The following is a 12706-nucleotide window of genomic DNA, read 5'->3' on the forward strand; positions in this document are numbered from 1 at the left end:
TATCCGCCTCCAATCCGTTCGTCATCCCCGCGCAGGCGGGGGACCCAAGCCCATAGACCGCCAAGCCTTGCTCGATTCCCGCCTGCGCGGGAATGACGAAAGGTCCTATCGCTCCTTCGTCGCCGAGAATTTCAGCTCCGGGTTCTTCTCTTCCTGATAGCCGACATCCCACGGGCTCTTGGCCATGAAGACGAGGTCCCCGTCGCGATCCTTGGCGAGATTGGCGCGGTTGAAGCTTTCGAACTGGTCGAGGGCCTTGGCATCGCCCGACACCCAGCGCGCGGTGGCGAAGGGCGCGGCTTCGAGCGCAGCCTCCACCTTGTATTCCGCCGACAGGCGCGAGACGAGCACGTCCAATTGCAACTGGCCGACCACGCCGACGATCCACTGCGCGCCGATCTCGGGATAGAAGACCTGGATCACGCCCTCTTCCGAAAGATCGTCGAGCGCCTTCCTCAGCTGCTTGGTCTTGGTCGGATCGCGCAGCTGGACGCGGCGCAGGATTTCCGGCGCGAAATTGGGCAGGCCGGTGAAACGGACCTTGTTGGTCTCGCTCAACGTGTCGCCGACGCGCAGGGTGCCGTGGTTGGGGATGCCGATGATGTCGCCCGCCTCCGCCGTATCGGCCAGCTCGCGGTCCTGCGCGAAGAACAGGATCGGCGAATGGATCGCGATCGGCTTGCCGAGGCCGCTCGGCGTCAGCTTCATGCCGCGTTTGAACGTGCCCGAAACCTGCCGCATGAAGGCGATCCGGTCGCGGTGATTGGGGTCCATATTGGCCTGGACCTTGAAGATGAAGCCGGTGACTTCATCGCGCTCCGGCCCGACCGTATCCTCGCCTGCGGGCTGTGGACGCGGCGGCGGCGCGAATTCCGCGATCGCCTCGATCAGTTCGGTGACGCCGAAATTCTTCAGCGCCGATCCGAAATAGACCGGCGTCAGATCGCCGTTGCGATAGGCGTCGAGATCGAATTCGGGATAGCCGATCTGCGCCAGCTCGACATTCTCCGCCACTTTCTCGGGCAGTTCGACATCGGCCTCGCGCTTGCCCTTGAATTCCTTCGACGGGCCCTCGGGCCGCGCGACCCGGCCGGTCGCAAAATCGAGCACGCCCTGGAATTCGCCGCCCATCCCCACCGGATAGGCCTGGGGGCTCACATCGAGCGCCAGCATATCCGCGATCTCGTCGAGCAGTTCGAAGACCGGACGCCCCTCGCGATCGACCTTGTTGACGAAGGTGATGATCGGCACGCTGCGTAGGCGACAGACCTCGAACAGCTTCCTCGTCTGCGGCTCGATACCCTTGGCCGCGTCGATCACCATGATGGCGGAATCGACCGCTGTCAGTGTGCGATAGGTATCTTCCGAGAAATCCTCGTGCCCCGGCGTGTCGAGTAGGTTGAAGGTGATCCCGTCACGCTCGAATGTCATGACCGAGCTGGTCACGGAAATCCCGCGCTGCTGTTCGATCTTCATCCAGTCGGACCGCGCCCGCCGCGCCGCCCCGCGCGCCTTGACCTCGCCCGCGAGGTGGATCGCCCCGCCGGTCAGCAGCAGTTTTTCGGTCAGCGTCGTCTTGCCCGCGTCGGGGTGCGAGATGATGGCGAAGGTGCGGCGCGAATTGTGGGCGGTAGGGGTCATGATCGTACTCTGTCATCGTCATTCCCGCGCAGGCGGGAATCCAGCTGGCATGGCGCTTGAGGCTCTGGATCCCCGCATGCGCGGGGATGACGGAAGGCTAATCCTCCCGCGCCACCCGGAAGCCCGCGAAATCCTGATTGACCGGCATCGGTTCCAATCGATTGATATTGAGATGCGGCGGCAGTTCGGCCACCCATTTGATCATCATCGCGATATCCTCGCCCGTCATCGGGTTCGATCCGCGATAGAGATCGTCGGACGCCTGCTGGCTTCCCGTGCGCACGAGGGTGAATTCGGTCTCGACCATGCCCGGCTCGATACTCGTCACGCGCACGCCGGTGCCGTGGAGGTCTGCGCGCAGGGCAAGGGTGAAGTGGTTGGCGAAGGCCTTGGACCCGGCATAGACATTGCCGCCGGGATAGACGTAATTCCCCGCGACCGAGCCCAGCGCGATGATCGCGCCCCTGCGCTCGATCAGCTTGGGCAGGAGCTTCCTCGTCAGCCTGACCATCGCCGTCACATTGGTGTCGATCATGGTCTGCCAATCGCCCAGATCGGCCTCCTGCGCGGGTTTCAGCCCCTGGGCGAGCCCGGCATTGTTCACCAGCAGGTCGATATCGGCAAAGGCGCCGGGAAGCGCGGCGATGGCCTGATCCATCGCATCCTCGTCGCGCACATCGAACACCGCCGGATGAACCTTGTCCGCGCCCAGCTCGTCGACCAGCGCGCCCAGCCGTTCCTTGCGGCGTCCGGTCGCGACGCAGCGCCAGCCGCCCGCGACCAATGCGCGCACGGTCGCCTCCCCGATCCCGGCGGTGGCTCCGGTAACGAATGCGGTCCTGGTCATATCAGCCTCTCAACTCCGCGCCCTGCTTGTTCGCAGCGGCGACGATCTTGTCGGACAATGCCTTGATCTCGGCCTCGGTGAAGCTCTTCTCGTCCGGTTGAAGCGTGACTTCGATAGCGAGCGATTTCTTGCCTTCGGGCACGCCCGCGCCAGCGAACACGTCGAAGACGCGCGCATCGACGATCGCCTGCTTGTCCGCGCCTCGCACCGCCTTGACCAGATCGCCCGCTGCGAGATCGGCGGGGACGAGGAAAGCGAAATCGCGCGTGATCGCCTGCAGGGCGGGCGGCGCATAGGCTGCGCGGGCGAACCCGGCATTCTTCTTCGCCGGGATCGCGTCGAGATAGATTTCGACTGCGACCACCGGCCCATCGAGGTCGAAGGCCTTCACCGTTGCCGGATGCAGCGCACCGAAGCGGGCGAGCACGTTCTTGGGCCCGAGGCGCAGGGTGGCGGACTGGCCGGGATGGAATTGCGCCCCGGCTTCCCCGAATACCATCAGATTGTCGACCGGCGCGCCCGCCGCTTCGAGCAGGGCCAGAGCCTCCGCCTTGGCGTCATAGGCATCGAAGCCTTGTGCCTTGCCGTCGCTCCAGCCGCGCTGCGTCTTCTCGCCCGCCAACACGACACCCAGAGTCGGTTTCTCGTCACTCGCACCGTTTGGCCCACGGAAATAGCGCCTGCCGATCTCGAACAGGCGCAAGGTGTCGGCGCCGCGATCCGCATTGCGCCGTGCCGCCATCAACAGGCCCGGCAGCAGCGAGGGGCGCATCGCCTTCAGATCCTCGCTGATCGGGTTGTCGAGCACCCAGAGATCCGCGCCGTCGACGAAATGCTCCGCTTCCCGCACCGGCAGGAAGCTCCAGGTCACCGCCTCGTTCAGCCCGCGCGCCGCCGCCGCCCGGCGCACTTTGCGCTCGGTCAGCTGGAGCGGAGACGCGGTTGCCTTGGCCACGCCTTCCGCGCGCGGAAGAGCGACGCTTGAGACCTTGTCGAGGCCGTATATGCGCACGACTTCCTCGACCAGATCGGCAGGCCCTTCGATATCGTGGCGGCGCGGCGGGCAGGTGACCTGCCATGTTTTGCCACTATCGGCTTTCTGAGCCGCCACCTGCTGACCTACTTGTTCGTCTGGCAGCCCATCGATCAAGAATCCGAGCGAGTTCAAAATTCGGGCCTGCTCAACCGGATTGACCTCGACACCGCCGAGCGTCGCGGTCAGCTTCGGATCGAAACCGACCCGCTTCGGCTCGACCGGCGGCTGACCCGCCCGCGTCACCGCGCCGGGCGTCCCGCCGCAGGTCTTGAGGATGAGGCTGGTCAGGATATCCAGCCCCTCATCGAGGAAGGCCGGATCGACGCCGCGCTCGAATCGTGTGCGCGCATCGCTTGCAATGCCGAGCTTGCGGCCCGTCACGCCGATCGCCTCGGGATCGAAATAGGCGATTTCGAGGAGGACGTCGGTGGTCGCGTCGGTCGCACCCGAATGCTCCCCACCCATGATCCCGCCGATATCGTGGACCTGCGTGTCGTCGGCGATCACGGTCATGCTGGAATCGAGCGTATAGGTCTTCTCGTTCAGCGCCTCGACCGTCTCGCCCTCGCGCGCCTTGCGGGCGACGACCGGGCCGGACAGCTTGGCGAGATCGTAGACATGCGCCGGACGCCCGAAGGCGAGCATCAGGTAATTGGTGCAATCGACCAGCGCGCTGATCGGCCGCTGGCCCGCGGCTTTGAGGCGGCGCTGCATCCAGGCCGGGCTCGGGCCGTTGGTCACGCCCGTAATGGTGCGGGCGTAGAAGGCCGGACAACCCTGCTCGTCCTCGATACGGATATCGGGCGCGACGCCTTCGCCTTCGACCCGTTCAGCCGTGACCGATTTCAATGTCCCCAGCCCCGCCGCCGCGAGATCGCGCGCGATGCCGAGCACGCCCATGCAATCGGGCCGGTTGGGCGTGATCGCCACGTCGAACACGGGCGAAACGTCGCTGTAATCGGCGAACGCCGCGCCGACCGGGGCATCATCGGGCAATTCGATGATCCCGTCATGCTCCTCGCCCAGTTCGAGTTCGCGCACCGAGCACATCATCCCGTTCGATTCGACGCCGCGGATTGCGCTCTTGCGCAATTCCATCCCGTTCGCGGGCACGACCGCACCGGGCAGGCCGAGCACGCCCTTCATGCCCGCACGCGCATTCGGCGCGCCGCACACGACCTGCAAGGGCTCCGCACCGCCGGTGGAAACGCTCAGCACCTGCAGTTTGTCGGCGTCGGGGTGCGGGCCGGCGGTCAGCACTTCGGCCACGCGGAAACCGGCGAGCTTTTCCGCCGGGTCCTCGATCCCTTCGACCTCGTGGCCGATACGATTGAGCGTGGCGGCAATGTCCTGAACCGACGCATCGGTTTCGAGGAAATATTTCAGCCATTCGAGCGAGAATTTCATGCCCGTGCTCCTACACCGGCGGACAGGGTCGGCTGGTCGAAGGGCGAGAAGCCGTAATGCGTCAGCCAGCGATTATCGCCGTCGAAGAAGGCGCGCAGATCGTCCATCGCGTATTTCAGCATGGCGAGGCGATCGATGCCGGCGCCAAAGGCGAATCCCTGCCATTCCTTAGGGTCGAGCCCGGCAAATTCGATCACGCGGGCATTGACCATGCCGCTGCCCAGCAATTCCATCCAGCCATGGCCCGGCGCATCGCCGTCGCCGCCCAGAATCCGCCTGCCATTCACGTCCTGCCAGCCCACATCGACCTCGACACTGGGTTCGGTGAAAGGGAAATAGGACGGGCGCAGGCGCAGCACGATGTCGTCGCGCTCGAAGAAGGCCTTGAGGAAGGTCTCCAGCGTCCATTTCAGATGGCCGAGATGGATGTCGCGATCGATGACGAGGCCTTCGATCTGGTGGAACATCGGCGTGTGCGTGGCATCGCTGTCGCTGCGATAGACGCGGCCCGGCGCAATGATGCGGATCGGCGCGCCGTTTGCGACCATCGAGCGGATCTGGACCGGACTCGTATGCGTCCTGAGCAACATCCGCCGCCCCTCGGAATCCGTATCCGGAAAATAGAATGTGTCGTGCATGGCGCGCGCGGGGTGTGTTTCGGCCATGTTGAGCGCGGTGAAATTGTGCCAGTCGTCCTCGATCTCGGGTCCGGTGGCGACCGAGAAGCCGAGATCGGCGAAAATCTCCGCCAGCTCGTCCATGACCTGGCTGACGGGGTGGACGCTGCCCTTGGGCGTGGCGGGTGCGGGCAGCGTCAGGTCCAAGGTTTCGGACGCCAATCGCGCTTCCAGCGCCGCCGCCTCCAGCAGCGCCTTGCGATCCTCGACAGCGTCGGCGACGCGTGAGCGCAGGCCCTGAATACGGGGCGCTTCCTGCTGCCGCTCCTCGGGGCTCATCTTGCCCAGAGTCTTCATCAGCTGGCTGATCCAGCCCTGCTTGCCCAGCGCCTCGACGCGGATCGCTTCGACCTGATCGACGCTGTCGGCGCGATGCAGCCGCTCCAGCGTGTCGGTGACCTGTTGTTCGTGTTCGGTGCTCATCGTGGCGCTCGATTAGGAGGGACAACGAAAAAGCGCCACCCCCGCAGATGCGGGAATGGCGCTTCCTCTTAATTCAATCACGCAATCAGGCGGGAAGCGCGTCCTTCGCCTGCTTGATGATGCTGCTAAACGCGCCCGCCTCGTTCATGGCGAGATCGGCCATGACCTTGCGATCGAGTTCGATCCCGGCGAGCTTCACACCGTGCATGAACTGCGAATAGGTCAGGCCTTCGGCGCGGACGGCGGCGTTGATGCGCTGGATCCACAGGGCGCGGAAGGTGCGCTTCTTAACCTTGCGGTCGCGATAGGCGTACTGGCCGGCCTTTTCGACCGCCTGGCGCGCGACGCGGATGGTGTTCTTGCGGCGACCGCGATAGCCCTTGGCCTGGTCTAGGAGCCGCTTGTGCTTCTGGCGCGTGGTGACGCCGCGTTTGATGCGAGGCATATCAGTATATCCTTATGATCTTGAGAGGCGCGCAGCGACGAGGCCGCGCAGCCAATGCGTCACTTGAGGCCGTAGGGCGCCCACTGCTTGATGTGACCGACATCGCAGTCGGCCATAACTTCGGTGCCGCGACGCTGGCGGATATACTTCGCATTGTGGCTCATCAAACGGTGGCGCTTGCCCGCGACACCATGCTTGACCTTGCCGGTGGCGGTGAATTTGAAGCGTTTCTTCACACCGCTCTTGGTCTTCAGCTTGGGCATTTTCATCTCCTATGGCAGAGACACGTCCGAACCGGCCCTGGCAGCCCTTGTCGCCAGGCAGGCAGATGAATCACGTGTCAGTGAAGGCGCGCGACATAGCGTTTTACGGCCCAAACGCAAGTCGGAAGTGCCAAATCAGAAATGGCTCAGATAGCCCCCATCGACCGCGAGCGAATGGCCGGTGATATAGCCCGCCTCGTCCGAGACGAGATAGGCGACCGCGCCCGCGACCTCTTCCGGCTGGCCCCAGCGGCCGAGCGACGTGCGGCGCTGGAGATGCGCGGCGACATCGTCGTCCGCGACCATCTCCGCGTTCGCCTCGGTGGCGAAATAGCCCGGCGCGACCGAATTGACGGTGATCCCGCTGCCGCCCAGTTCGGCTGCCAGCGCGCGGGTCAGCGCGTCGAGCCCGCCCTTGCTCGCCGTATAAAGCACGTCTCCGCGCGCGATGTCGGCGGCGATCGACGTGATGTTGACGATCCGGCCATAGTTTCTCGGGCGCATGACAAGGGCAGCGCGGCGGGCGAGGTCGAAGGGCGCGACGAGGTTGACGTCCAGCAGGGCGGCCATGTCCGCGCGGGTCAGTTCGGCGAGCGGGCGGCGGTCGCGCTGGCCGACATTGTTGACGAGGATGTCCAGCCCGTCCCTCCCCAGCCTCTCGAATACGGCGGCGGTGGCGGCATCGTCGGCCACGTCGAAGGGGAGCGCCTGCGCCGCCCCGCCGATCCGCACCGCCGCATCCTCCAGCGCATCGCGGTCGCGCCCGTTCAGGAAAACCTCGGCGCCCTCGTCCGCCAGCCGTTGCGCGATCGCGAAGCCGATCCCGCGCGCCGCGCCGGTCACCAGCGCACGCCTGCCCTTCAGCCTGCCACTCATCTCGATGCCCGCTCTCTCAATGTTCGTAGATCATCTTGACCGTCATGCCACCATCGACGTTCAGATGCTGCCCGGTGACGAAGCCCGCCGTGTGGAGATATTCGACCGCGCGCGCGATGTCCTGCGGCTCTCCGATCCGGCCCACGGGATGCTGTTCGCGGTCGACCGCGCGGTGGTCGGGATGCGTGCGTTCCGCGCTCTTCTGCCACGGTCCGGTCTCGATCCAGCCGGGGCGGATCGCGTTGACGCGGATATTCGGGCCGAGCGTGACCGCCATCGCATGGGTCAGCGCATCGATCCCGCCCTTCGCCGCGGCATAGGCAAAGCTTTCCGGCTCGCTCATCACCGCGCGGGTCGAGGATATGTTGGCGATGCTGGCGCTGTCGCCCGTCTCGGCGGCCCGCCTGAGCAAGGGAATCGCGGACCGGCTGACGAGGAAGGCGGCGGTCAGCGAGGCGTCGATCCAGCCCTGCCACTTCTCCAGCGCGAGATCTTCCAGCGGCCCGCAATACGGGTCGGCGATCCCGCTATTGTTGACGAGGCAGTGGAGCGCGTCCTCGCCGAGCCAGTCCCCGATTGTCTCGAACGCAGTGGCGACGGCATCCTCCTTCCCGACATCGCAGGCGATCAGCAGCGCCGTTTCCTCAGGCAAAGCCTCGCGCAGTTCTTCCAGCGCGGCGTCATCAAGGTCGAGACCGATCACGCGCCAGCCGGCCCCGTGGAAATGCATCAGCGTGGCCCGGCCTATGCCGTTGCCCGCTCCGGTAACGAGAAGAGTGTCCATGCCCGGCCAACGACCGCCGTGCTGGTCAGTGCCCGTGCGAGTGCGAGACCGCGGGATCGCCCATAGCTTCCAGGACATCGTCCAGCCGCGCCGGATCGCCGAGGGCGAGGACGGTCCCGTCGCTGTCGGCGTCGAGGGGATTGCCCTGCCAGTCGGACATGGTGCCGCCCGCCCCTTCGACCACCGGGACCAGTGCGGCATAGTCGTGGATCGCCATGCCCGCCTCGCATACGATGTCGAGATGGCCGCTCGCGAGCAGGCCGTAATTGTAGCAATCGCCGCCATAGACGATGGTCGCCTGCCGCGCATTGCCGCCGACCGCGCCCGCGAGCTTCATATATCCGTCCGCCTCCTCGCGCCCGAAATAATGCGGGCTGCTGGTGGCGAGCACGGCACCGTCGAGCGTGGGGCAGGTGCGCGTCGTCACCGGTTTGCCGTTGAAGGTCGTCCCTTGGCCGAGCATCCCTGCCCAGCGTTCGCGCGCGACCGGCTGGTCGATCACGCCGAGCACGGGCCAGCCGTCCTGCATCAGTGCGATCAGCGTGCCGAAGATCGGCCGTCCGGCCATGAAGCTGATGGTCCCGTCGATCGGATCGAGAACCCAGCGCCGCCCGGAATTCTCGCGGGTCAGGCCGTATTCCTCGCCCAATATCCCGTCCTCGGGCCGTTCCTTTTCCAGGATCGCGCGGATCGCGGCCTCGGCGGCGCGATCGGCCTCGGTCACGGGGGACTTGTCGGCCTTGCGCTCGCTTTCCCAATCGCCCCGGAACAGGGGCCGGATCGCCTCTCCCGCCGCATCGGCCAGGCGGTGCGCAAGGGCGAGATCGTCTGCGGTCGGAGCGGCGTTCTGCGATAAAACCATGTCTCGCGCCTAGCAGCGGACACGGCAGTGACAAGCCTCGAACCGCATGGCGCGCCATCGGTCACGCCGCAGCGCTGCGCGGTCGCCCGGAACTTTTTCGCGTCCCTGAACGCTGTCGCAGTACACTGATACACGTAAGGACTTGACGCGGTCGCACGCTTTTACATGGTGCCCTGATATAACTGGTTTAATTCGGGCGAAATCTAACGGGGGTTGCAGTGGCCACGCGACGTGCGGCGGAGGAAAGGGAGGGCGACAAGCTCGACGAGACCGCATCCGCGCCACTCGTCGGTCGGACCGGGCGTGCGCGCGACGGCAATGCGCTCGCGCTGAACGTCGCTCCCGACGCCGATCTGAAACCGTGGCTGAGCTGGTTCGCCGCCACCCATGCGGACATGCCGACAGGCGGCGTCCTCGAGGGCGGCATATTGAGCGACCACGCCGCGATCAGAGTGCTTCACGGCGGCACCTGGTCGGCCCAGACCGCCGATGGCCCGCGCGTCTTCGCACCGGGAGAGCGCGGGATGACGCTGTATTTCGGGCCGCAGAGCGCGGTCATGTCGATCACGGTCGACGGGCCGTTCAAGGTCATCAGCATCTATCTCGGCGTCGGCGGCGCGCAAGCGCTGAGCGCCCCGGCACAGAGCGAAATGATCGACCGGGTGCTCGATTACGACCAGCTGACCGGTCGCGGCCATTTCGCGTCGCTGTTCGATTTCACCGCCAGCCCGCAAGCCTGGTACAACACCTTTGCGCGCGAATTTCGCCGATATCTCGCGGCGGTGGAGCCTGCCGGTCCCGATCGCATCGCGCTCGCATTCGAAGCCTGCACGCTCGCGCAGCCGGATTTCACTCTGCAGGACTTCGCCGAGGCGAACGACGTGTCAACCCGCACGGTGGAGCGGGTGGTCCGCAAGGCTTACGGCCTGACGCCGAAACAGGTGATGCGGCGCGCCCGCGCGCTCGATCTCGCGGCAGCGCTGCTGGGCGTCGCGCAGAACGAAGAGGAGGCCGAGATGAAGCTGCGCTATTACGACCAGTCGCACCAGATCCGCGAGATCCGCCACTTCTTCGACCGGACCCCGCGCCAGTTGCGCGAAGAGGCCAATCCGCTCCTGCTGCTCAATCTCGAAATCCGCCAGTCGCGCCGGATCGAAGCCTTGCAGCGGCTCGATCCCGACCAGCCCGCGCCCTGGCGCGATCCGCTGGCCGAATTGTAGCCGTGGCCCCAAAGCTCCCGACGACGCGCCCGGTTACGCGATCAGTCGAAGAGCGAGCTGACCGAACTTTCGTCCGCGATCCGGCGCACCGCCTCGCCGATCAACGGCGCGATGGTGAGGATGCGGATGCGGTCCGAATCCATCGCATCGTCGGTCGCGCGGATCGAATCGGTGATCACGAGCTCCTTCAGCGCCGATTTGTCGACGCGCGCCACCGCGCTGCCCGACAGGACGCCGTGGGTGATGTAGGCGGCCACGCTGCTGGCGCCCTGATCGAGCAGGGCCTGGGCCGCATTACAGAGTGTCCCGCCCGAATCGACGATATCGTCGATCAGGATGCAGTGGCGCCCCTGCACCTCGCCGATGATGTTCATGACCTCCGATTCGCCCGGCCGGTCGCGCCGTTTGTCGACGATGGCGAGGGGGGCGTTGTCGAGCCGCTTGGCAAGCGCGCGGGCACGCACCACGCCGCCGACATCGGGGCTGACGACCATCAGATCCTGATCGCCGTACCGCGCCTGGATATCGGCGGCCATCACGGGCGCGGCGTAGAGATTGTCGGTCGGAATGTCGAAGAAGCCCTGGATCTGCCCGGCGTGGAGATCGACAGCCAGCACCCGGTCGGCGCCCGCATGGGTGATGAGATTCGCGACCAGCTTGGCCGAGATCGGCGTGCGCGGGCCGGGTTTGCGGTCCTGGCGCGCATAGCCGAAATAGGGGACGACCGCCGTGATCCGCCGCGCCGAGGCGCGCTTCAGCGCGTCGATGCAGATCAGCAATTCCATCAGATTGTCGTTGGCCGGAAAGCTGGTCGACTGGACCACGAACACGTCCTCGCCGCGCACGTTCTCGTGGATCTCGACGAAGATCTCCTCGTCGGCGAAGCGGCGCACGCCCGCGTCCACCAAAGGCATTTCGAGATAGGCCGCAATCGCGCGGGCGAGCGGCAGGTTCGAATTGGCGGCCATGATCTTCATGTGGGAGCGAATCCTTACGTAGCGCGGTTCGCAGCCCGCCTAGCCGAGCGACATCGTATTGCAACATGGAGGCGGGTTTTGCCCCCAATCCGCCTGCATGGGGCTTACTTCGCCTGATGCTCGCCCTTGATCCAGCGCAGGCCCTTTAGAAGATCGTGCGAGAACCGTCGCGATAGCGGCAAAACCGGCGCTCACCCATGCCTATTTCGCCTGATGCTCGCCCTTGATCCAGCGCACGGTGCCCGAGCTGGCGCGCATCACCACGCTCTCGGTCGTCATCTTGCCGTCGCGGCGGTATTTCACGCCTTCGAGCAGCGACCCGCTGGTCACGCCGGTGGCGGCAAAGATGCAGTCGCCCTTCACCAGATCGTCGCGCGTATAGATGCGGTCGAGATCGTCGATGCCCCACTTGGCCGCGCGGGCCTTTTCATCCTCGTTGCGGAAGACGAGGCGCCCGTTGAACTGTCCGCCCACGCAGCGCAGCGCCGCTGCCGCCAGCACGCCCTCGGGCGCGCCGCCCTGGCCCATATACATGTCGATCGTGGTGTCCTCGTCGGTCACCGCGATCACGCCAGCGACGTCCCCGTCGCCGATCAGCACGACGCCGCAGCCCAAAGCGCGCAATTCGGCGATCAGATCGGCATGGCGCGGCCGGTCGAGCACGCAGACGATGATGTCGCCCGGCGCGACGCCCTTGGCTTCCGCCACCGCCTTCACGTTCTCGGTCGGCGACTTGGCGAGGTCGATGATTCCGTCGGGATAGCCGGGGCCGACGGCCAATTTGTCCATATAGACGTCCGGCGCGTTCAGGAGGTCGCCTTCGCCCGCCGCCGCCAGCACGGCGAGGGAGTTCGGACCGGCCTTGGCCGTGATCGTGGTGCCTTCCAGCGGGTCGAGCGCGATGTCGATCTTCGGCCCCTTGCCCGGTGCGCCGCCGACCTTTTCGCCAATGTAAAGCATCGGTGCCTCGTCCCGCTCGCCTTCGCCGATCACGACGGTGCCATCCATGTAGAGCTCGTCGAAGGCCTGACGCATGGCTTCGACCGCGGCGGCATCGGCGGCCTTCTCATCGCCCCGCCCGATCAGTTTCGACGCAGCGACAGCCGCAGCCTCGGTCACACGGACCATTTCGAGCACGAGGATGCGGTCGAGCGGATTGCGAGCGGTGTCGGTCTTCGAATTCATGGCCGGTTCAGTCCCCAAAGCGGTCTCTGCGCCGCGGAGTAGACAGGGAGGATGGGCTTGTCG

The 12706-nt window shown here is 65.7% G+C and carries 12 protein-coding genes; 1 reads left to right on the top strand and 11 read right to left on the bottom strand.

Annotated features, from left to right (window positions below):
* Positions 1-105: 105 nt before the first annotated feature.
* The 9 genes from GRI47_RS11360 to GRI47_RS11400 all read right to left on the bottom strand — a co-directional run bounded on the left by GRI47_RS11360 (position 106) and on the right by GRI47_RS11400 (position 9261).
* Positions 106-1641: a peptide chain release factor 3 gene (locus GRI47_RS11360; protein WP_160661501.1), complete on the bottom strand. Its 1536-nt coding sequence runs from the start codon at positions 1639-1641 to the stop codon at positions 106-108.
* Positions 1642-1738: 97 nt separating this feature from the next.
* The gene (locus tag GRI47_RS11365; protein ID WP_160661502.1) at positions 1739-2488 is read right to left on the bottom strand and encodes an SDR family NAD(P)-dependent oxidoreductase; all 750 of its coding nucleotides are present in this window, start codon (positions 2486-2488) and stop codon (positions 1739-1741) included.
* Between the two features lies 1 nt (position 2489).
* Positions 2490-4931: a phenylalanine--tRNA ligase subunit beta gene (gene pheT / locus GRI47_RS11370; protein WP_160661503.1), complete on the bottom strand. Its 2442-nt coding sequence runs from the start codon at positions 4929-4931 to the stop codon at positions 2490-2492.
* Positions 4928-6031 carry a phenylalanine--tRNA ligase subunit alpha gene (gene pheS / locus GRI47_RS11375; protein WP_160661504.1) on the bottom strand — a complete coding sequence of 368 codons (1104 nt, stop codon included), beginning with the start codon at positions 6029-6031 and terminating at the stop codon, positions 4928-4930. The genes pheT and pheS overlap by 4 nt, the downstream gene beginning before the upstream one ends.
* An 85-nt stretch (positions 6032-6116) precedes the next feature.
* A complete protein-coding gene (gene rplT / locus GRI47_RS11380) occupies positions 6117-6476 on the bottom strand; it encodes a 50S ribosomal protein L20 (protein WP_160661505.1) in 360 nt (119 codons plus the stop codon).
* Positions 6477-6535: 59 nt separating this feature from the next.
* On the bottom strand, positions 6536-6739 hold the full coding sequence (gene rpmI, locus GRI47_RS11385; RefSeq protein WP_160661506.1) for a 50S ribosomal protein L35: 204 nt from the start codon (positions 6737-6739) through the stop codon (positions 6536-6538).
* Positions 6740-6874: 135 nt separating this feature from the next.
* Positions 6875-7615, bottom strand: a complete 741-nt coding sequence (locus GRI47_RS11390; RefSeq protein WP_160661507.1) for an SDR family oxidoreductase — start codon at positions 7613-7615, stop codon at positions 6875-6877.
* Between the two features lie 16 nt (positions 7616-7631).
* Positions 7632-8399, bottom strand: coding sequence for an SDR family NAD(P)-dependent oxidoreductase (locus GRI47_RS11395; protein ID WP_160661508.1), 768 nt, complete (start codon positions 8397-8399; stop codon positions 7632-7634).
* 25 nt (positions 8400-8424) lie between these two features.
* On the bottom strand, positions 8425-9261 hold the full coding sequence (locus tag GRI47_RS11400) for an inositol monophosphatase family protein (RefSeq protein WP_160661509.1): 837 nt from the start codon (positions 9259-9261) through the stop codon (positions 8425-8427).
* Positions 9262-9479: 218 nt separating this feature from the next.
* On the opposite strand from GRI47_RS11400, the gene GRI47_RS15285 reads away from it, so the two are divergent.
* Positions 9480-10481 carry a helix-turn-helix domain-containing protein gene (locus tag GRI47_RS15285; RefSeq protein WP_160661510.1) on the top strand — a complete coding sequence of 334 codons (1002 nt, stop codon included), beginning with the start codon at positions 9480-9482 and terminating at the stop codon, positions 10479-10481.
* A gap of 41 nt (positions 10482-10522) precedes the next feature.
* On the opposite strand, the gene GRI47_RS11410 is transcribed toward GRI47_RS15285, so the two are convergent.
* Positions 10523-11458 (bottom strand): ribose-phosphate pyrophosphokinase, encoded by a 936-nt coding sequence (locus GRI47_RS11410; RefSeq protein ID WP_160661511.1) that lies wholly within the window; start codon positions 11456-11458, stop codon positions 10523-10525.
* Between the two features lie 201 nt (positions 11459-11659).
* On the bottom strand, positions 11660-12643 hold the full coding sequence (gene glpX / locus GRI47_RS11415; RefSeq protein WP_160661512.1) for a class II fructose-bisphosphatase: 984 nt from the start codon (positions 12641-12643) through the stop codon (positions 11660-11662).
* Between the last annotated feature and the right edge of the window lie 63 nt (positions 12644-12706).

Source organism: Qipengyuania pelagi, from assembly GCF_009827295.1.
Classification (GTDB): Bacteria; Pseudomonadota; Alphaproteobacteria; order Sphingomonadales; family Sphingomonadaceae; genus Qipengyuania; species Qipengyuania pelagi.